21 protein-coding genes are annotated in these 19122 nt (G+C 72.4%); 10 read left to right on the forward strand and 11 right to left on the reverse strand.

What is annotated here, in order from left to right; genetic code table 11:
• The first annotated feature begins 254 nt into the window (after window positions 1-254).
• Both ACTG9Q_RS29865 and ACTG9Q_RS29870 read left to right on the forward strand, forming a co-directional pair.
• Window positions 255-1094: a hypothetical protein gene (locus tag ACTG9Q_RS29865; protein WP_455576276.1), complete on the forward strand. Its 840-nt coding sequence runs from the start codon at window positions 255-257 to the stop codon at window positions 1092-1094.
• The gene (locus ACTG9Q_RS29870; RefSeq protein WP_455576277.1) at window positions 1091-1750 is read left to right on the forward strand and encodes an extensin family protein; all 660 of its coding nucleotides are present in this window, start codon (window positions 1091-1093) and stop codon (window positions 1748-1750) included. The genes ACTG9Q_RS29865 and ACTG9Q_RS29870 overlap by 4 nt, the downstream gene beginning before the upstream one ends.
• A 72-nt stretch (window positions 1751-1822) precedes the next feature.
• Here ACTG9Q_RS29870 and ACTG9Q_RS29875 read toward each other — a convergent pair whose 3' ends face one another.
• From ACTG9Q_RS29875 to ACTG9Q_RS29885, 3 genes are read right to left on the reverse strand one after another with little or no spacing between them, the layout of a single operon-like run.
• Window positions 1823-2896 (reverse strand): alcohol dehydrogenase catalytic domain-containing protein, encoded by a 1074-nt coding sequence (locus tag ACTG9Q_RS29875; protein WP_455576278.1) that lies wholly within the window; start codon window positions 2894-2896, stop codon window positions 1823-1825.
• Window positions 2897-2922: 26 nt separating this feature from the next.
• Entirely contained in the window at window positions 2923-4074 is a 1152-nt protein-coding gene (locus tag ACTG9Q_RS29880) for an acyl-CoA dehydrogenase family protein (protein ID WP_455576279.1), read from the reverse strand.
• 12 nt (window positions 4075-4086) lie between these two features.
• Window positions 4087-5238, reverse strand: coding sequence for an acyl-CoA dehydrogenase family protein (locus tag ACTG9Q_RS29885; RefSeq protein WP_455576280.1), 1152 nt, complete (start codon window positions 5236-5238; stop codon window positions 4087-4089).
• Between the two features lie 63 nt (window positions 5239-5301).
• Here ACTG9Q_RS29885 and ACTG9Q_RS29890 point away from each other — a divergent pair, with 63 nt between their 5' ends.
• Window positions 5302-5970 (forward strand): TetR/AcrR family transcriptional regulator, encoded by a 669-nt coding sequence (locus ACTG9Q_RS29890; RefSeq protein WP_455576281.1) that lies wholly within the window; start codon window positions 5302-5304, stop codon window positions 5968-5970.
• A 51-nt stretch (window positions 5971-6021) separates the two neighbouring features.
• The gene (locus tag ACTG9Q_RS29895; protein WP_455576282.1) at window positions 6022-6258 is read left to right on the forward strand and encodes a hypothetical protein; all 237 of its coding nucleotides are present in this window, start codon (window positions 6022-6024) and stop codon (window positions 6256-6258) included.
• An 82-nt stretch (window positions 6259-6340) separates the two neighbouring features.
• Here ACTG9Q_RS29895 and ACTG9Q_RS29900 read toward each other — a convergent pair whose 3' ends face one another.
• Genes ACTG9Q_RS29900 through ACTG9Q_RS29915 form a run of 4 tightly spaced genes read right to left on the reverse strand, consistent with a single transcriptional unit; the run spans window position 6341 to window position 11187 of the window.
• Complete coding sequence (locus tag ACTG9Q_RS29900) at window positions 6341-6937, reverse strand: GTP-binding protein (protein ID WP_455576283.1); 597 nt, start codon at window positions 6935-6937, stop codon at window positions 6341-6343.
• Window positions 6918-7448 carry a DUF742 domain-containing protein gene (locus tag ACTG9Q_RS29905; protein WP_455576284.1) on the reverse strand — a complete coding sequence of 177 codons (531 nt, stop codon included), beginning with the start codon at window positions 7446-7448 and terminating at the stop codon, window positions 6918-6920. Before ACTG9Q_RS29905 ends, ACTG9Q_RS29900 begins: the two co-directional genes overlap by 20 nt.
• 7 nt (window positions 7449-7455) lie before the next feature.
• Window positions 7456-7896, reverse strand: coding sequence for a roadblock/LC7 domain-containing protein (locus ACTG9Q_RS29910; protein ID WP_455576285.1), 441 nt, complete (start codon window positions 7894-7896; stop codon window positions 7456-7458).
• 45 nt (window positions 7897-7941) lie between these two features.
• A complete protein-coding gene (locus tag ACTG9Q_RS29915) occupies window positions 7942-11187 on the reverse strand; it encodes a nitrate- and nitrite sensing domain-containing protein (protein ID WP_455576286.1) in 3246 nt (1081 codons plus the stop codon).
• 632 nt (window positions 11188-11819) lie between these two features.
• Here ACTG9Q_RS29915 and ACTG9Q_RS29920 point away from each other — a divergent pair.
• The 6 genes from ACTG9Q_RS29920 to ACTG9Q_RS29945 all read left to right on the forward strand — a co-directional run bounded on the left by ACTG9Q_RS29920 (window position 11820) and on the right by ACTG9Q_RS29945 (window position 16833).
• A complete protein-coding gene (locus tag ACTG9Q_RS29920) occupies window positions 11820-12203 on the forward strand; it encodes a DUF485 domain-containing protein (protein ID WP_455576287.1) in 384 nt (127 codons plus the stop codon).
• Window positions 12200-13777: a solute symporter family protein gene (locus ACTG9Q_RS29925; RefSeq protein WP_455576288.1), complete on the forward strand. Its 1578-nt coding sequence runs from the start codon at window positions 12200-12202 to the stop codon at window positions 13775-13777. Before ACTG9Q_RS29920 ends, ACTG9Q_RS29925 begins: the two co-directional genes overlap by 4 nt.
• 87 nt (window positions 13778-13864) lie before the next feature.
• Window positions 13865-15031 (forward strand): type III PLP-dependent enzyme, encoded by a 1167-nt coding sequence (locus ACTG9Q_RS29930; protein ID WP_455576289.1) that lies wholly within the window; start codon window positions 13865-13867, stop codon window positions 15029-15031.
• Window positions 15032-15056: 25 nt separating this feature from the next.
• A complete protein-coding gene (gene speD / locus ACTG9Q_RS29935; protein ID WP_455576290.1) occupies window positions 15057-15461 on the forward strand; it encodes an adenosylmethionine decarboxylase in 405 nt (134 codons plus the stop codon).
• Between the two features lie 29 nt (window positions 15462-15490).
• On the forward strand, window positions 15491-16303 hold the full coding sequence (locus tag ACTG9Q_RS29940; protein WP_455576403.1) for a spermidine synthase: 813 nt from the start codon (window positions 15491-15493) through the stop codon (window positions 16301-16303).
• A gap of 101 nt (window positions 16304-16404) precedes the next feature.
• Window positions 16405-16833, forward strand: coding sequence for a phosphatase domain-containing protein (locus ACTG9Q_RS29945; RefSeq protein ID WP_455576291.1), 429 nt, complete (start codon window positions 16405-16407; stop codon window positions 16831-16833).
• Between the two features lie 35 nt (window positions 16834-16868).
• Here the strand turns inward: ACTG9Q_RS29945 and ACTG9Q_RS29950 are convergent, their stop codons facing one another.
• The 4 genes from ACTG9Q_RS29950 to ACTG9Q_RS29965 form a co-directional block, all read right to left on the reverse strand.
• Window positions 16869-17222 carry a DUF3817 domain-containing protein gene (locus ACTG9Q_RS29950; protein WP_455576292.1) on the reverse strand — a complete coding sequence of 118 codons (354 nt, stop codon included), beginning with the start codon at window positions 17220-17222 and terminating at the stop codon, window positions 16869-16871.
• Window positions 17219-17545 carry a hypothetical protein gene (locus ACTG9Q_RS29955; protein WP_455576293.1) on the reverse strand — a complete coding sequence of 109 codons (327 nt, stop codon included), beginning with the start codon at window positions 17543-17545 and terminating at the stop codon, window positions 17219-17221. The genes ACTG9Q_RS29950 and ACTG9Q_RS29955 overlap by 4 nt, the downstream gene beginning before the upstream one ends.
• A 37-nt stretch (window positions 17546-17582) precedes the next feature.
• Window positions 17583-18377, reverse strand: coding sequence for a murein transglycosylase (locus tag ACTG9Q_RS29960; protein ID WP_455576294.1), 795 nt, complete (start codon window positions 18375-18377; stop codon window positions 17583-17585).
• 66 nt (window positions 18378-18443) lie between these two features.
• Window positions 18444-18938, reverse strand: coding sequence for a helix-turn-helix transcriptional regulator (locus ACTG9Q_RS29965; protein WP_455576295.1), 495 nt, complete (start codon window positions 18936-18938; stop codon window positions 18444-18446).
• Window positions 18939-19122 lie beyond the last annotated feature (184 nt).

Here is a 19122-nt window from a genome sequence, read left to right on the forward strand (position 1 = left end):
GGTTTGGGGTCGCCCCAGCTTAGATGCCAATACCTGGTTACCGCCAACTACTTGCGACAATGTGCCACTTGGGCTGTTTGGGTGATTGATGGTCCCTCATCTTCGTTGGCATATTCCGAACAGCAGCCGTATCTCCTCAAGATCCAACCGCCGCTCCCCCGCTCGACGCGGCGGTCACCCGATCCAACTCGTCGTCCCGGCCATCCCGGTGGTCTCGTCCGGCGTGAGCTTCTTCCCTGCGCAAAGGAGCACCGATGTCCGACATACCCGAAGGCCGCCTCCGCAGGCGGGCCTTCGTCACCCTGGCGGCCACCACGGCGGCCCTCGCCGCGGTGGGCCGCACCGCCGCCGCGTCCCCCGCGTCCTCCATGACCGCCGCCTCCCCCCTGATCGACCGGGCCGCCGGACCGGTCGGCGACCGCGTCCTGGCCCTGAGCTCGCAGGACTGGCTGCTGGCCGACGCGAGCGGCGCCACCACCGCGACCCGCGGCCTCGAGGGCGCCGACGTCGTGGCCGTCACCGCGGGACCGGGCGGCTACGTCGCGGTCGGCTCCCGCGACGGCGTCGCCGTCATCTGGGAGTCCGCCGACGGCGTCGCGTGGACCTCCGCGGCCCGGCGCAACGAGCTCGACGCCGCGTTCACCGCGGTCGGCGCGGGCCCCGGCGGCGTGCTCGCGCTGGGCTCGCTGCTCTCGGCCGAGCGCACGCCGCGGCGCGCGGTGGCCGCCTTCCGGACCGCGTCGCGGGACTGGCTCACCGTCCCGGTGCGCGGCCTCGGCCGGGCCGACCAGCTCGCCATCACCGCGGTCACCGGCACCGCCGACGGCTGGACCGCCGCGGCGGTCGACCTCGCGGGGACGGCCCTGTTCCACTCCCCCACCGGCGCGTCCTGGAGCGAGGGCACCCGGGTCACCGCCACCGCCGTGCGCGAGCTGGTGGGTCAGCGGTGGGAGGGCAACGCGCTGGACGACACCGCTCCCGTGCGCGGGGTGATCGGCGGCGACCGGACGGTCGTCGACGTCCCGCGCGACGCCCACGCCGTGGGCGGGAACTTCTGGCTGACCCAGGGCACGCTCGTCAGGGGGACCCGATGATCTCCTTCAGCTACATCGACGGCACGCCGGTGTACTACTGGCGCTCCAGCCGGGGCAACACCACCATCCGCTCCTGGCAGTGCACCCAGGCGTTCTACGACTCGATGGTGCTCTGGATCCGGGACCTGCGCTCGCTGTCCAGCGGCTACGGCAACATCAGCTACCTGGTCTCGGCCGGGTTCTACGTCAACAAGACCGGCCAGCACGGCGCGGGCACGGCGATGGACCTCGACTACGTGCAGTGGTCCGGCGGGCAGGTCAGCTCCCCGCTGGACCGCCACCACGCCTCGGGCACCCAGTCGGTGCGCCGCCGGTACCTGGCCGTGGACGCGGTCTGCCGCCGCCGGTTCCGCTTCGTGCTCGACGGCTGGTACGACGCCGCCCACGGCGACCACATCCACTCCGACTTCGGCGGGCTGCCCACGCTGTGCTCGACGGGCTCGGAGAGCGACACCAAGTTCGTCCAGTCGATGTGCAACAACTTCATGAACTCCGGGCTGTCCGTGGACGGCGACTGGGGTCCGCTGACCCAGAACGCCTTCACCACGGCCAAGTCCCGCCTCGGTGTCTCCGGTGACCCCCACACCAGCACCACCGCGTGGCGCTCGATGCTCTCGGGCATCGCCCAGCGCGGCTTCGCCAACCAGGGGATCTGAGCAGGCGTCCCTGCCCGGGGTGCTCACCTCCGGGCAGGGACCCCCTTCTTCCAGAGCCCCGACGGCCCCGACTCAGGGGACGACGAGCGTGCGCCCGCCCTGACCGGCCCGCATCGCCGAGAACGCGTCCTCGATCCCGGCGAGGTCGGTGCGGGCGGTGATCAGCGACCCGGCGTCCAGGCGGCCGTCGGCCACCCAGCCCAGCAGGCGCGGGACGTCGGTGTCGGGATCGATCTGGCCGTAGACGCAGCCGCTGAGGGTGCGGCCGAACCAGTACAGCTCCAGGGCGTTGAAGTCCACTTTGGCCTTCACCGAGCCGACCCCGACGACCACCACGTGCCCGCCGCGCCTGCTCGAGGACCACGCCGTGCGGATCGCGGCCGGGTGCCCGACGCACTCGACGGCGACGTCCGCGCCGCGGCCGCCGGTCAGCTTGCGGACCGCCTTGGCCGCCTTGTCATCCGAGACCACGAAGTGCGTGGCGCCATGTGCCATCGCCAGGTCGGCCTTGTCCCGCACGTCCAGGGCGATGATGGGGTCGGCGCCCGCGATGCGCGCGGCCTGCAGCACCGAGAGCCCGACACCGCCGAGGCCGACAACGGCCACGGACTGGCCCGCCGCGACCTTGGCGGTGTTGAACACCGCGCCCGCGCCGGTCAGCACCGCGCAGCCCAGCACGGCGGCCTCGGCGAGCGGGACGTCCTTGGGGATCTTCACCGCGCCGCCCTCCGGCACGATGGTCGCCTCGGCGAACGCGCCCGCGCCCAGCCCCGGGTACAGCGCGGCGCCGTCGGGCAGGGTGGCGTGGGAGACGTCGGCGAAGTCGGCGCGCTCGCACAGGTGCGGCTCCCCGGCCTGGCAGAACCAGCACTCCCGGCACGGCGGCGACCAGTTCAGCAGCACGTGGTCGCCGGGGACCAGCGACGTCACGCCCTCACCGACGCTCTCCACGACGCCCGCGCCCTCGTGACCCAGCACCGCGGGGACGGGCTGGCGCAGCGTGCCGTTGGCCAGCGACAGGTCCGAGTGGCACACCCCCGCCGCCGCGATGGCGACCCGCACCCGGCCGGGGCCGGGCTCGCCGAGGACGATGTCGGTGACCTCCAGCGGCTTGCCCTGCTCCGACAGCACCGCGGCCCTGACCATGGACGCTCCTCGCGTTGGCGACTCGTTCACCCGAGTGTCCCGGACACGCTGACGTGCCCCTTCAGCAGGTTGCGGGCGATGGTGCGGCGCTGGATCTCGTCGGTGCCCTCGTAGATGCGCAGCAGCCGCAGCTCGCGGTACCAGCGCTCGACGGGCAGCTCGCGGGTGTAGCCCATGCCGCCGTGGATCTGCAGCACCCGGTCGACGATCTCGTTGGCCTTCACCCCGCCGTAGAGCTTGGCGATCGACTGCGCGTGCCGGGAGTCCGCGCCGCGGTCGACCAGCCAGGCCGCGTGCAGCACCAGCCAGCGCAGCGCCTCGATCTCGACGGCGGAGTCGGCGAGCATCCACTGGATGGCCTGCCGGTCGGCGATCGGCGCGCCGAAGGTGACCCGGGTGCGGGCGTGCTCGAGTGCCATCTCGACCAGCCGCTCGCACGAGCCCAGCGCGCGGGCGGGCAGCAGGTAGCGGCCCTGGCCGATCCACTTCATGGCCAGCTCGAAGCCCTTGCCGACCTCGCCGAGCACGTTGGCGTCGGGCACGCGGACGTCCTCGAAGACCAGCGCCGCCGGGCCCCACTGGCCCATGGTGTCGATCGGCTCGGAGCGCCAGCCCATGTCGCGGTCGACCAGGAAGCAGGTGACGCCCTCGTCGGTGCGCGCGAAGACCATCACGAAGTCGGCCTCGTTGCCGCCGGTGATGAAGGTCTTCTCGCCGTTGACCACCCAGTCACCGCCGTCGCGGCGGGCGGTGGCCCGGATGGCGCGGGCGTCGGAGCCCGCGCCGGGCTCGCTGATGGCGAAGCAGGAGCGGCGCTCCCCGGCGATGGTGGGCAGCAGGTAGCGCTGCTTCTGCTCGTCGTTGGCGTAGTACAGGATGTTGTCGGCGTTGCCGCCGAACCGGAACGGCACGAACGAGCGGCCCAGCTCGGCCTCGATCAGGGCGGTCAGCACCGCGCCCTGGCCCATCCCGCCGTACTCCTCGGGGGTCTGCACGCCCCAGAAGCCGAACTCCTTGGCCTTGAGCTGCAACTCCCTCAGCTCGTCGGCGGTCAGGCCGGGCTGGTGAGCGCGCTCGCGGCGCAGGACCTCCGGCTCGAGCGGGGCGATCTCCTTGCGCACGAAGGTCCGGACCCAGTCGCGGACCTGGGTCTCGTCGTCCGACAGTGTGAAGTCCATTGTGGACCCCCCTTAGGCGAAGGCGTTGATGCCGGTCAGCGCGCGGCCGATCAGCAGTTTCTGGATCTGGCTCGTGCCCTCGTAGAGGGTCATGACCCGGGCGTCGCGCAGGTACTTGGCGACCGGGTACTCGTCGAGGTAGCCGTAGCCGCCGAAGACCTGGATGGCCAGGTTCGCCGCGGCGACGGCGTTCTCGCTGGCGAAGAGCTTGGCCATGGAGGCCGCGGTGCCGAAGGGCAGGCCGCGCTCGACGAGGTCGGCCACCCGCCAGACGAGCAGCCGGGCGGCCTCGGTGTTGACCGCCATGTCGGCCAGCATCTGCTGCACCAGCTGGAAGGCGGCGATGGGCTTGCCGAACTGGGTGCGCTCCTTGGCGTAGGAGACGCTGGCGTCGAGCGCGCCCTGGGCGAGCCCGACACAGCCGGAGGCGACCGACATCCTGCCCTTGTCCAAGGCGGACATCGCGATCCGGAAGCCGACCCCCTCCTCGCCGAGCCGGTTCTCCGCCGGGACGCGGACGGCGTCGAGGACGAGTTCCCCCGTCGACTGCCCGCGCAGGCCGAGCTTGCCCTTGATCTCGGTGTGGGCGAAGCCCCCGGCGTCGGTGGGGACGAGGAAGGCGCTGATGCCCTTGGGGCCGGGACCGCCGGTGCGCGCGAAGATGAGCGCCACGTCCGCCCAGGTCCCGTTGGTGATGAACATCTTCGAGCCGGTGATGACGTACTCGTCGCCCTCGCGCACGGCCCTGGTGGCCAGGGCGGCGGCGTCGGAGCCGGTGTCGGGCTCGGTGAGGCCGAAGCAGGCCAGCGACTCCCCCGAGCTGATCCTGGGCAGCCAGTGCCGCTTCTGCTCGTGGGTGCCCCAGGCGGCGATGGACTTGCCGACCAGGCCGAGGGAGACGCTGACGATGCCGCGGATGGCGGAGTCGCCGCGGCCCAGCTCCTCCATCATCAGGCAGTAGGAGAGGGTGTCGCCGCCGGAGCCGCCGTACTCCTCCGGAATGGTCATGCCGAGGAAGCCGACGTCGGCGAGCTTGCCGACGATGGCCCGGTCGACCTGCTCGCGCCGGTCCCACTCCCGGGTGTGCGGCACGACCTCGCGGTCGATGAAGCTCCGGGCGAGGTCCCACAGCGCCTGCTGCTCCGCGGTGAGCGAGAGGTCCATGCGATTCCGTCCCTCGGGTTAAACCGAACAGTGTTAGGTATCGTCAGGATAGGATCGCCGCCGATGCCCCGGCAACGGGTGTGGGGCGTGACCTGGGAGACACCTGTGCCGAGGCCGAGCACACCACTGCTGAGCCGTCCGCGCATCCGGACCGTCGCGCTCTCCGTGGTGGACTCCGCGGGCCTGGCGGCGCTGTCGATGCGGCGGCTGGCCGAGGAGCTGGGCGTGCGGGCGCCCTCGCTCTACACCCACTACGGCACCAAGGACGAGCTGCTGCAGGACATCGCCGACGACATCATGGCCGCGGTCGACACCAGCGCGTTCCCCGCGGACTGGCGCCTCGGCCTGCGCGTCTGGGCCCGGTCCTACCGCGCCGCGCTGGCCGCGCACCCGAACATGGTCCCGGTCCTGGCCACCGGCCCGGCCCGCAGGGAGGTCTCCCTGGCCCGCGCCGACGCCGTCCACGGCGGCCTGGTCTCCGCGGGCTGGCCGCCCCGCTACGCGACGATGATCGGCGCGTCCACGAAGTACCTGGTGCTGGGCGCGGCGATGAGCTCGTTCTCCCGCGGCTTCGAGGACGACGTGCAGGTCTACGTCGACCGCTACCCGCACCTCACCCAGGCCCACCGCCTGCGCGAGCACGCCGAGGAGATCGACGCCGACTCCTTCGAACTGGCCCTCGACGCGTTCCTGACCGGCCTCGACGCCCTGCGCGCGACCCTGTCGCCGTAGAAGGGCCACCGCGACCGCGACCGCGGCGCCGTTGACCAGGGCCGGAGTGGTGTGAATATCGGCGCGGACCATGACATCCGGGTCGAGGACCGCGACCAGGGCGGCGAGGTCGCCGCCGCGGGCGGCGGTGAGGAAGGCGTCGACCACGGCCCGCTGCTCGGACAGGGGCGCGTCCAGGACCGGCGCTCCCCGCATCCCGCGGCGGGCGCGGCCGGTCAGTTGGCGAGTGGCCGCGGGCGACTTGTCGACGATCGGGGCGATCTCCGTCGGTCAGTGTCGTGGCACTGACCATCCGGGCGGGTCGGATGTGACAGGTGGGACCAGCTCGACCTGAGGGGACCGGGGCCGACTCCTGTCCGGCGGCGTGGGCTCAGCCCACCCCGGCGCCGTGCAGCGCCACCCAGCGGCGCATCGAGTACTCGACCATGGTGATCAGCGTGTTCTTCACCGACTCCCGGTCCCGCGCGTCGCAGGGGACGATGGGGACCTGCCGGGGGATGGCCAGGGCGTCGCGCACTTCCTCGACGCCGTGGGTGAGGTGGCCGTCGAAGCGGTTCAGGCCGATGACGTAGGGCAGGTTGCGCTCCTCGAAGAAGTCGATCGGGGAGAACGAGTCGGCCAGGCGGCGGGTGTCGGCCAGGACCACCGCGCCGATCGCGCCGCGGACCAGGTCGTCCCACATGAACCAGAAGCGCTGCTGGCCCGGGGTTCCGAACAGGTAGAGGACCAGGTCCGAGTCGAGGGAGACGCGGCCGAAGTCCATGGCCACCGTGGTGGTCGTCTTGTTCGGGGTGGCGGCGATGTCGTCGATGCCCGCGCTGGCGCTGGTCATGACCGCCTCGGTGGTCAGCGGCATGATCTCCGAGACCGAGCCGACGAAAGTGGTCTTGCCCGCCCCGAAACCGCCCGCGACGACGATCTTCACCGAGGTCAGGCTCGGCGCGGGGTCAAAGTCGACGGAGTCCACTCAGTACCCTTTCCATCAACACCAGGTGCGCCCGGTTGGCGCCGCCGGTTGCGGTCTTGTGCACGGTGACCAGGCCGAGCTGGGCCATGTCGCCCAGCAGGACCTTGGCCACCCCCAGCGGGGCGCCGAGCAGGGTGGCGACCTCGGCCACCGAGCGCGGCTCGCGGCACAGCTCGCCGATGGCCCGGTGCTCGGACTCGGCGAAGGCGGAGGCGTCGGCGGCGCGGGCGCTCGTCGACACCATCGTCTCCAGCCGCAGCTCGAAGTTCGACCTCGTGCGCCCGCGCGTCCAGGCGTACGGGCGGACGATGGCGGCGCTCTCGGCCGGGTCCTGCAGGCGGACCATCGGCACGACCGGCTCGGCGGCGGGCCAGCCCGGTTCCGGCGCACCGCCGTCCGACCGCGCGGGCGGTCCCGGCGGCTCCACTGGGGACGGTGGCGGCTTGCGCTTGCGCGTCCGGGTGAGCCCGTTCATCACGTCGGCGATGGTCGGCTCGTGGTCGCGGCTCATGTGGCGGTCATGCGGGCTGCCCCACCATCCTTCCGGCCGCCCCCTGCAGCGCGGCGCGCAGTTCCGGGGTGAGCAGCTGGCCGACCCGGTCCACCAACAGCGTCATCTCGTAGGCGACCTGCCCGATGTCGCAGGTGGGGGCCGCGAGAACCGCTAAACACGACCCGTCCCCGATGGCCATGAGCAGCATGATGCCGCGCTCCATCTCGACCACCGTCTCGCGCACGGACCCCGCGTCGAAGCAGCGGGCCGCGCCCTGGGTGAGGCTGATGATCCCGGAGGCGACCGCGGCCAGCTGGTCGGCGCGGTCCACGGGCAGCCTGCTGGAGGAGGTGAGCAGCAGGCCGTCGGCGGACACCACAACGGCGTGCGCCACCCCGGTCACCCGCTCCGCGAAGTCGTTGACCAGCCAGCCGAATTGGCTTGGCTTCGATCGCGTGGACGTCATCGTGCTCCATTCGGTGGTGAGGCGGTCCATGACCGGCGCGTGGCGTCACGCATCGCCGTCGCCGGGGTGGTCGGCGTGGCCCGCGGGGGCGACCCGCTGGGCCAGGCTGTCGCGGCCGCGGTCGAGGCCGCGCTTGAACCCGGCCAGCCGCGAGCGCAGGGCCTCGGCGTCGCGCTCGATCCTCGGGCCCGCGGCGGTGGCGTCGAGGCTGCCGGGCAGCAGGCGCTCGCGCGGGGTGCGCCGGGGCAGGCCGGTGGTGGTGCTCGCGGCCGGGACCGAGTTGGCGAGGGCGTCGGCGGCCTGCCAGCCGACGTCCGCGGCGAAGCGCCAGCGGGCGCCGCGCAGGTCGAGCCCGTCGGAGGCGTGCGCGGGCCCGGTGTGGTGCACGCCTCGGGCCCGGTGCACACCGCGCTGGTAGCTGGAGAGCCGGTCGCGCAGGTCGTCGGCCGAGCGCTGGGCGAAGGCGGGGCGGTGGTGCGCGCGGGAGTCCACGCTGCCGGGCACCAGGTTGCGCCGCGGCGTGCGCCGGGGCAGGCCGGACTCGGTGTACTCCTCCGCCTCGGCCGCGGAGACCGAGCGCGCGGTGCGGAAACCGGTGTCGGCGACGAAGTCCCAGGCGTTGTCCGGCGCGTCGGTGACCGCGCGGAACCAGGCCGAGACCATCTCGTCGAAGATCGGGGTGGTCTCGTGCAGGGCGGGCGCGCGCTCGTGCACCAGGGTGGTGTCCCACCAGCCCGTGTCGGACTGGTCCGGCTCGCTGGGGGTGAACAGGGCCTCGGCGTAGCGCGCCGTCTCGGCCTCGTCCGGCTCCGGCGCGCGGCGCGGCTCGCGCCGGGGCAGGGGGAGGGCGGGGGGGCCGCCGGGAGTGCCGTTCCCGCCGACCTCCCCCGCGGGCTCGTCGCTCTCCTGTGGAGCGGGCTCGGCGGTGTCGGCCGGGCTCTCCGGCGACGACGCCCCGTCGCCCGCGGAGAGCAGGTCGAGCAGGTCCGCTGTGGACGGTCCGATGATGGCGGTCTCGTCCATGGTCCACATCGCGAACGGCTCGGGCAGGGCGGCGCCGTTGGTGTGGTGCTCGTCGGGGCCGTGGCCGTTGGTCCCCCGGCGTGGCAGGGGGTCCGCCGGGAGCGCGTGGCCGTTCGTGCGGGGCAGGACGTCGGCGTGGTGGCCGTTGGTCGCGCGCGCGGGCTCGACGGGGGAATGGCCGTTGGTCGCCGCTCGGCGGAGCGGCGCGTCGGCCTCGGGGCCGACGACCTCCCGGGGCGCGGGTGCCAGCGTGGGTGCCAGCGCTGATGATGGCGCGGGTGACGGCACGGGCCTGCTGGGCTCGGCGGCCAGCGTCAGCTCGGCGGGCACGGTGATGATCGCCCGGGTGCCCTGGTCCACCGCGGGCTCCAGCCACACCCGCACGCCGTGGCGGGCGGCGAGCCTGCCGACGACGAACAGGCCCATCCGCCGCGCGGTCGTGGCGTCGACCGCGCCGCTGTCGGCGAGCCGGGCGTTGGCCTCGGCCAGCTCCGCGGGCGAGAGCCCGATGCCGCGGTCGGCCACCTCGACCCTGATCGCGCCGCCGGGGCTGTAGTGGCTCGACACCGTCACCTGGGTGGCGGGCGCGGAGAACGCCGCGGCGTTGTCCAGCAGCTCGGCGGTCAGGCGCACGAGGTCCCCGACGGCGTACCCGACCACCTGCGCCTTCGCCGGGGGCTGGATGACGACCCGCTGGTACTGCTCGATCTCGGAGACCGCCGCGCGCAGCAGGTCGGCCAGCGGGGCGGGCGGGTTGCCGCGGCGGGCGAGGTCGGCGCCGGAGAGGACCATCAGGTTCTCGTTGTTGCGGCGCATCCGGGTGGCGAGGTGGTCGAGCTGGAAGAGCACGGCCAGCTGGTCGGCGTCCTCCTCGTCGCGCTCCAGGCGCTCCAGCAGGTGCAGCTGGCGCTGGACGAGGCCCTGGCTGCGGCGGGAGAGGCTGACGAAGACGTCGCTGTAGTTGGCGCGCAGGCCCGCCTGCTCGGTGGCCAGGCGCAGCGCCTGCCGGTGCACGGCGTCGAAGGCGCGCGCGACCTGCCCGACCTCGTCGCCGGTGGTGACCGGGACCGGGGTGATCTCGGGCTCGGCGGGCAGGTTCTTCCCGCCGCGGATGCGGGCCACCGCCTGGGGCAGCGAGTCCTCCGCGACCCGCAGCGCGCCGCGGCGCAGCAGGTTCAGCGAGCCCAGCAGCTGGCGGCCGATGATGGTGATGACCGCCGCGGCGGCCACCAGCGCGACCATCAGCACCACCGAGGCGATGCCCGCGCCGTCGCTGGCCTCGTCCTGCAGGGCGGCCGAGCGGGCGGTGATCTCCTGGCCCAGGGTGCTGCTGACGTTGCTGATGCGCCCGGAGGTCAGCTCCGAGGCGCTGTTCCAGTCGACCGAGGTGATCGGCAGCGGCACGCCGACCGGCAGCAGGGTCTCGCTGTCGCCGCCGACGACCAGGCGCAGCAGGTCGAGGCGGGCGCTGACGCCGGGGACGTCGAGCAGCCGGTCGAACTCGGCCTGCTGCCGCGTGGTGGCCACCGCGCGGAACTCGGTGATGTGCTCGTCGAGGCGGGCCTGCGAACTGCGCAGCGCCTCCAGCTCCGGGCCGCTGAGGCCGCCGCGGGCGATGCCCATGGCGACCAGGCCCTGCTGGTAGTAGACCTCCTCCTTGGCCGCTTCGAGGTCGTGCAGCGCGCCCGCGGTGCCGGACAGGCCCGGGTCGGCGATCTCCTCGGTGGCGGCGCGGTCGAAGGCGAGCAGGGACCGGATGATCGCGGTGTACCCGGCCAGCGCCTGGGAGCCGTTGACCTCCCGCTGGGCGACGCGGACGCGCAGCGCGTCCAGCTTGGTGAACTGGACGCCGACGGTGGCGTACCGGTCGGCGGTGGCGGCGTTGGCGAAGCTGGCCCGCCGCGCCGAGCGGACCAGGTTGGCCCGTGCGGCGTCGGCGCTGCGCTGCTCGGCGTTGAGCTCGAAGGCGATGTCGCGGGAGCCGCCGGTGAGCAGGGTGGCCGCCTTGGTGCGCTCGCGCTGCACCCAGGTGAGCACCTTGCGCAGGTCGTCGTTGACCACGACGAGCCGGTCGACGCGGCGGAAGGAGTCCGCGCGGTCGATCTGGGTGCCAATGTGCAGCGCGCCGAGGACGATGGCGAACACGACGGGGACGAGGATGACGGCGCTGAGCTTGACCGGCAGGTTCCAGTCCCGCCACCGGGTCATGGCCGACCAGCGGGTACCGCGGGCTTCCCCACCCGCGGTCTTGGACACCGTCTCGTTCACGCGCACTCCCCTGGCCTCGACGGCGGCGTCACGGGGAATAACCTCACCGCGCAGCTCCTTCCGTGACTGATTACTGGGCAGCACAGGTCGGACCGGGCACCACACCTGCGGATCGCGTTCGCCGAAAAGCTCAGACCGGCGACAACGTGGCCAGAAGCCTAGCGGAATCGGGCGGTCGGGAAAGCTTTTCCACCGCACGCGGCGTGACCTGGGAAAATACCGCGAAAACCAGCTCCGGCCGTACCGCTCACCGCATCAAGATCGCCTTCCGGTCACCCTTCGCGGTTGATTTACCGACTTAATCGCTAGATCGGGTTACTTTCCTACCCTGCCCCACGCCCCGCACATCACCAGGCCAGGTAGCGCTGCAACTCGCCCAACGCAAGGTGATCACGGGATTCACCACTACGAGTGGTTTGACCTTTGAGGACGAATCCATCCGTGACCGTCATCGTTCCGTGATCCCACCGCACCGATATGCCCTGGCAGGCGTATCCGGGCGCGCATTAAGAGCGCGCGAGCACTAGCCGGGATCGATAGAAGTGACAATGCCTTCGCATTAGGCGTACTGGACAGCCCTGGTTACCATGACGCCCGCCGCATTCGGCATTACCCTTTCCCCGGAGGAACGCATGACCGAGGTCGTCCCCCCGCGACCGCGGGTCGCGACATTCGGCGGTATCGCGCCCGACGCCGCAGCGCCGCCCGCAGGCCCCGACTTCGCCGCGATCCACGCCAGCCCGGCGTTCACCGCGCTGCGGAGCCGGTTCCGCCGCTTCGTCTTCGGCATGAGCGTGGTGTTCTTCGTCTGGTACATGACCTACGTGCTGCTCGCCGCCTACGCCAGGGACTTCATGTCCGCGCGGGTGTTCGGCTCGGTCACCGTGGGGCTGGTCCTCGGGCTGCTGCAGTTCGCGACCACCATCGCGATCACCGCGCTGTACCTGCGGTGGGCGCGCACGCGGATCGACCCGGACGTGGCCGCGATCCGCGCCGCGGCGGGGGTGGCCGAGTGAGCCCGCTGGCAGCCGAGGGCGTCGGCAACCCGACGCTGAACACCGTGGTGTTCGCCGCGTTCGTCCTCATCACCCTCTACATCGTCTACCGCGTCAGCTCGCGCAACAGCTCCACCGCGGACTACTACGCCGCGGGCGGGCGCTTCAGCGGCGTGCAGAACGGCATCGCGCTGTCCGGGGACTTCCTGTCCGCCGCGTCGTTCCTGGGCATCGCGGGCGCCATCGCGATCAACGGCTACGACGGGTTCCTCTACTCCATCGGCTTCCTGGTGGCGTGGCTGGTGAACCTGCTGCTGGTCGCCGAGCTGGTGCGCAACACCGGCCGGTTCACCATGGGCGACGTCGTCGCCTACCGGATGCGCAAGCGCCCGGTCCGCGCGGCGGCGGCGACGTCCACTCTGGTCATCTCGTTCTTCTACATGCTCGCCCAGATGGCGGGCGCGGGCGCGGTCGTCGCGCTGCTGCTCGACGTGCAGAGCAAGGCGGGCCAGGCGCTGGTGATCGCCGTCGTCGGCATGATCATGGTCTTCTACGTGCTGGTCGGCGGCATGAAGGGCACCACGTGGGTGCAGATCATCAAGGCGTCGATCCTGATTCTGTGCGTCGTGCTGATGACGGTCTTCCTGCTGGGCAAGTTCGGCTTCAGCCTCAGCGCGCTGCTGGACGAGGCCGCGGCCAACAACGCCAAGGGCGGCGCGATCCTGGAGCCGGGCGCGCAGTACGGCGGGTCGCCGCTGGACTTCATCTCGCTGTCGCTGGCCCTGATCCTCGGCGCCGCGGGCCTGCCGCACGTCCTCATGCGCTTCTACACCGTGCCCAACGCGAGCGAGGCGCGGCGGTCCGTGGTGTGGGCCGTGGGCTCGATGACGGTGTTCTACGGCTCGACCCTGATCATCGGCTACGGCGCGTCGGCCCTGGTGGGCTCCGAGCGCATCCTGGCCTCCACCGGCGGGGTTAACTCCGCGGCCCCGCTGCTGGCCTTCGAGATCGGCGGCACGGTCCTGCTGGGCATCGTCGCCGCGGTCGCCTTCGCCACGATCCTGGCGGTGGTGGCGGGGCTGACGATCACCGCGTCGGCCTCCTTCGCCCACGACGTGTACGCGGGCATCTTCCGCCACGGCCGCGCGGACGCGGCCAGCGAGGTGCGGGTGGCCCGGATCACCGCGGTGGTCATCGGCGTGCTGGCGATCGTCGGCGGCATCATGGCCAACGGCCAGAACGTCGCGTTCCTGGTCGCGCTCGCCTTCGCCTTCGCGGCGTCGGCGAACCTCTCGACGATCTTGTACTCGCTGTTCTGGAAGCGGTTCAACACGACCGGGACGCTGTGGGCGATGTACAGCGGCCTGGGGTCGTGCCTGCTGCTGGTGTTCTTCTCCCCGGTGTTCTCCGGCGCCCCGACGTCGATCTTCAGCGGCGCGGACTTCCAGGTGTTCCCGCTGTCGAACCCGGGGATCGTCTCCATCCCGGTGTCGTTCATCTGCGGGTACCTGGGCACGGTGCTCTCCTCGGACAAAGCCGACGAAGGGCTGCAAAAGGAGATGGAGGTCCGGTCGCTGACCGGCATCGGCCGCTAGCGGCCCGTGGTCGCGGCAGCCGGGGACGCCCGCCCGCGGCCCGCGCGGACTGGCACGGGGAAACAGTTCTCCCGATTCGGTACTACAGTGCACGCCGTGTTGCAGACTTCGGCGGCGGCCGGCAGCGAGGAGCGCCTCCGGGCGTTCCTGGACGAGCACGCGCCCGAGACCCCGTGCCTGGTGCTGGATCTGGACGTCGTCCGGGCCAACCACCGTTCGCTGCGAGATGAACTTCCCGAGGCCGCCGTCTTCTACGCGGTCAAGGCGAACCCGGCGCCGGAGGTGGTCGCCGCCCTCGTCGGGCAGGGCTCGGGTTTCGACGTCGCCAGCACCGGCGAGATCGATCTCTGCCTGGAGCAGGGCGCGCACCCCGAGTCGCTGTCCTACGGCAACCCCATCAAGAAGGCCCGCGACATCGCCTACGCCCACGGCCTCGGTGTGCGCCGGTTCACTTTCGACTCCGAGGACGACCTGGACAAGCTGGCCGCCAACGCCCCCGGCGCCCAGGTGTGGTGCCGGTTCCTGGTGGACGCGCCGGGGTCCGGCACGCCGTTCGGCAAGAAGTTCGGTTGCGCGCCGGAGATGGCGGCACGACTGCTGGTGCGGGCGGCCGAACTGGGGATGGACGCGCGCGGGGCCTGCTTCCACGTGGGCTCGCAGCACCCGGACCCGCGCGCCTGGGTGGCGGGCATCGCGCAGGCGGCCGGGATCGGGCGGGCCACGGCCGAGCGCGGCGTCGTGCTGTCCTCGCTGAACCTCGGCGGCGGCTTCCCGGCCAGCTACGTCCAGGCCGCTCCCGCCTTGCGCGAGCACGCTCAAGCCATCCGACACGCCGTGCGGCAGCACTTCGACACGCCGCCGGAGCTGCTGATCGAGCCCGGCCGCGCCGTCGTGGCCACCGCCGGGGTGATCCGCAGCGAGGTGGTGCTGGTGGCGCGCAAGTCCGACGCCGACGAGCACCGCTGGGTGTACCTGGACATCGGCCGCTACCAGGGCCTGGCCGAGACCGAGAACGAGTACATCGCCTACCGGCTGCGCACGTCGTGCCCGGGCACCCCGGACGGGCCCGTGGTGATCGCGGGCCCGACTTGCGACGGTGATGATGTGCTTTACCAGCGGACCCCGTATCGTCTTCCCCTGGCTCTGCGCGCGGGCGACCACGTCGACATCCTCGACACGGGCGCCTACACGGCAAGCTACGCGTCGGTTTCCTTCAATGGATTCCCGCCCCTGCCGACACTGTTCGTCGGCTGACACACCCCCGTAGGAGGTTGGATAGATGGCGCACGACCTCACGCCCGCAGCGGGCGTTGGCCACTTCGCCGGTCGGCATGTCCTCGCCGAGTTCGAAGGAGTCGCCGCTTCGAAGCTCGACGACCTCACCTTCCTCCATACGACCCTGGAGGAAGTGCTGCGCCAGGCGGGCGCCACGGTCTGCGACGTCGTCGCCAAGCAGTTCGAGCCGCAAGGGGTGACCGTGCTGGCCCTGCTGTCGGAGTCGCACGCGTCGATCCACACCTACCCCGAGATCGGGTCGATGTTCGTCGACATCTTCACCTGCGGGGACACCGCCGACCCGGAACTGGCCGCCGCGCTGCTGCGCGACCGGCTCGGGGCCACCGGGGCCACCATCACCACCGTCCACAGGGGACATCCGGTGCCCGCGGCCGGGGTGGTCGCGTGAGCGTCGTCATCGAGCCGCTCGGCGCGGGCATGACCCGCGTGTGGGAGATGCCCGAGGTGCTGGTGGACACCAACACCGAGTTCCAGCACCTGGTGATCGGCACGACCGCCCAGGGCGTGAGCCTGTTCTGCGACGACGACCGGCAGAGCACCGAGTTCAGCCAGCTGACCTACCACGAGGCGCTGCTGGTGCCCGCGCTGCTGCTCGTCCCCGAGGTGCGCAGGGTGCTCGTGATCGGCTCCAGCGAAGGGGTTGTGAGCCAGATCTCAGTGGCCGCCGGGGCTTCCGTGGTCGACCACGTCGACATCGACCGGCAGGCCGTGGAGCTGTGCGCGCGGCACCTGCCCTACGGCTACACGCCGGAGGAGCTCGAGCGGGCCGTGGCCCACGACGGCCCGGTGCGCGTGCACTACGCCGACGGCTGGCAGTTCCTGGCCGACACCACCGACCAGTACGACATCGTGCTGGTCGACCTGCCCGACGAGCGCCCGGAGTTCGCCCAGCACAACCGGCTCTACGAGGAGGAGTTCCTCACCCGCTGCCGGTCCGTGCTGGCCCCGGGCGGCGTCGTGGTGTGCCAGGCGGGCTGCCAGACGATGTGGCGCAACGAGACGCTGCTGCGCTCGTGGCGCCGCTTCCACGAGGTGTTCGGCACCACCGTCTACTACGGCTCCGACGAGCACGAGTGGGCGTTCCTGTTCGGCATGGCCGAGGAGGTCCCCGACACCACCGAGCGCATGGTGGACCGCCTGGCCACGCTGCCGTACCGCCCGGAGACCATCGACGCCGACGCCCTGCGCGGCTGCGCGGTCCCGCCGTACCGGGTGCGCAAGTCGCTCTAGGTCTCCCGCGCAAGGGGCCGTCCCGCCGCGTGGCGGGACGGCCCCTTGGCTTTGGAGGGCACGATGGCCGCGGAGGTGGGGGCCGGTCGATAATGCGCGCCATGCTTGACGGAGCGATCCACCTGCCCGACGGCTCCCTGGTGCGCGGTCGCGGGCTGCGCAACCCGGAGCCGGGGGGCGACCAGCCGGGCTACGCGCTGTACCTGGGCAACGGCAGACTGCGGCGGTACCGGCCCGAATGGGAGCACACCTGGGTGGACTGGCCGGACTTCATGATCCCGCGCGACTTCGGGACCGCGGTCTCGCTCATCCAGGACCTGCACGAGCGGGCGAAGGCGGGCACGGCCGTGGAGGTGGCCTGCGGCGGCGGGGTCGGCCGGACCGGGACGGTGATCTCCTGCCTGGCCGTCCTGGCCGGGGTTCCCGCAGGTGAGGCCGTGGCCTGGACCCGCGCCCACCACCACCGGCGCGCGGTGGAGATGCCGTGGCAGCACTGGTGGGTCCGGCGGTTCGCCCGGCAGGTCGGGTGACGCCAGGAAGCCCGTCCCTTGTGGACGTGCGGCCTCTAGACCTTCTCGCCGGCCCGGACCTTGCGGGTCACCGAGCGCTCGACGATGAAGGAGACGAAGGGGATCATGCCCGCGAGGAGGACCCACAGGGTGCCCTTGACCGACCAGCGCGCCTTGAGCGCGAGGTCGAAGGCGACCACGAGGTACACCGCGTAGAGGAAGCCGTGGGCGGGGCCGACGACGGCGACCGCGGCGCCGTTGGCGAACCCGTACTTGAGGACCATGGCCACGACCAGCGCCAGCAGGCCGACGCCGACGACGTAGGCCAGCACCCGGTACCGGGCGAGTGCGCCGCGGACCCCGGGGGCGGCCACCGCCTGGGCCGGGTTCTCCTCGTCGGTCATGCTCATCGGGTCTCCTCTGCGTTGAGGCTCGCGAGGTAGCGGTTGTAGGCCGCCAGCTCGTCGTCGTCCTCGTTCTCGGCGGGGGTGCGCGGCGGCGGCGCGGGCCGTGGCGGCTGGACCTGCACCTTCGGCGGCTCGGCGCGCAGCTTGTGCCAGCGCCAGAACATGTAGGCGGGCGCCAGGCCGAACAGGGGCCACTGCAGGACGTAGCCGAGGTTCTGGAACGACCCGTTGGCCTCGGTGAACCGTTCCCACTGCCACCAGGCGAGCGCGCAGCAGGCGACCAGGGACAGCACGCTGACCCCGACCACCACGACCGCGCGTTTCACGCCCCGATGCTAACCCCGGCCCGCTGAGAGACGGCGCTCACGTCCGGGCGGCGCTCCCGTAGGACTCCGCCAGCCCGAACACCTTCTGCCCGTACTCGACCGAGTTGTTGTACGACAGCACGCCCTGCCACCAGCCCGAGGGGGTGCGGAGGTCGCGTCCGCCCGCGCACAGGTACCGCCCGGCGGCCAGCGCGGCGTCGTCGATCTGCTGGGGGTCGCCAACGCCGTCCATCGTGGCGTCGGCCGACCAGCGGGCCCAGGTGGCGGGGATGAACTGCATCGGCCCGACCGCGCGGTCGAGCACCGGGTCGCCGTCGAGCGCGCCCGCGTCGGTGTCGGCGATGGCCTTGATCCCGGGTGAGCCGTCCAGGGGCACCCCGATGATCGGGGTGGACGGGCGGCCGTCATCGCCCAGGGCGCGCCCGCCGTAGCGGCCGTGGTCGCTCTCGACCCGGCCGATGCCCGCCAGCGTCGCCCACGACAGCCCGCAGCCCGGGTCGGTGGAGCGCACCGCCAGCTCGGCGCCGCCGTAGGCCATGAGCGCGCGGGCCGGGACCCCGGTCCGCCCGGACAGGTCCACCGCCCACGCGCGCAGCGGGTCGGCGCCCGCCTGGGCCGCCTGCGGCGACGGGGCGGGGACGACCGCGCCGGGCTCGACGTCGGCAGCGGGCAACTGGGCAGCAGGCACTTGGGCGGCGGGCACCTCGACGGGGCCCGCGGTCGGGGCGGCCGCGAAGCGCACCACCCACACCGCCGCCGTGGCGACGGCCAGCACCGCGAGCACCACCGCCAGCCTCAGCAGCGTGCCCGGAACCCCGCGCCTCCCAGCCACCACGCTCCCCCTCTCCCCTGGTCAAACGACCCGGGGCGGGGTCACGTTACGCGGCGGCGGGAAGGCTCAGGCCACACCCTCGCGGCGCTGGCGCGCCAGTCGGGCCACGCACCAGGCCGGGGCGCTGCCCCTGCGCAGGTGCTCCAGCACGGTCAGCGGGCCGAGCCTGCGGCGCAGGTCCGACGGCGCCAGCCCGGCCGCGCGGTAGTCGAGGGCGCGCTGGTCCAGCGGGCTGAGCCCGGCGTCCCACCACTCCTCGGCCTCGGCGACCCCGCCGACCATCTGCCACCAGCCCGCCGCCTGGGCGAGCAGTTCCGCGGGCACGCCGGGCAGCCGCGTGCGCATGGCGTCGACATAGCGCGGGTCGGTGGCCTCCACCCCCGCCCAGCGCTGTGTCGCGCCACCGCGAGCCCGCTGGCCGGGAATCCCCGGTTGCGCGGGCACTGGGGCCTCGGCCAGCCACTCCGACGCGATCCTTCGCGCTTCGACCGCGTCGGCGTCCTGGGCGCGCTCTGCGGTCCACTGCCGGACCAGCGCGTCGACCCCGGTTTCGTCGAGCATTCCGCCTCCTGGAGGTCTCATGATCACTCGATGGCTGAAACCGTAGGGGCAGGCACCGACAGATCGCCAGACCCAAATTCCGCGCGATGCGCGCCGTCTGGTGATTAAGCCCGCAGATCCACCCGGACGGTCCAATTTGGATCTTATTTTTCCACACCGGTCACCGACAGTGACCGACTGCTAC

The organism is Actinokineospora lacus, from assembly GCF_053813445.1.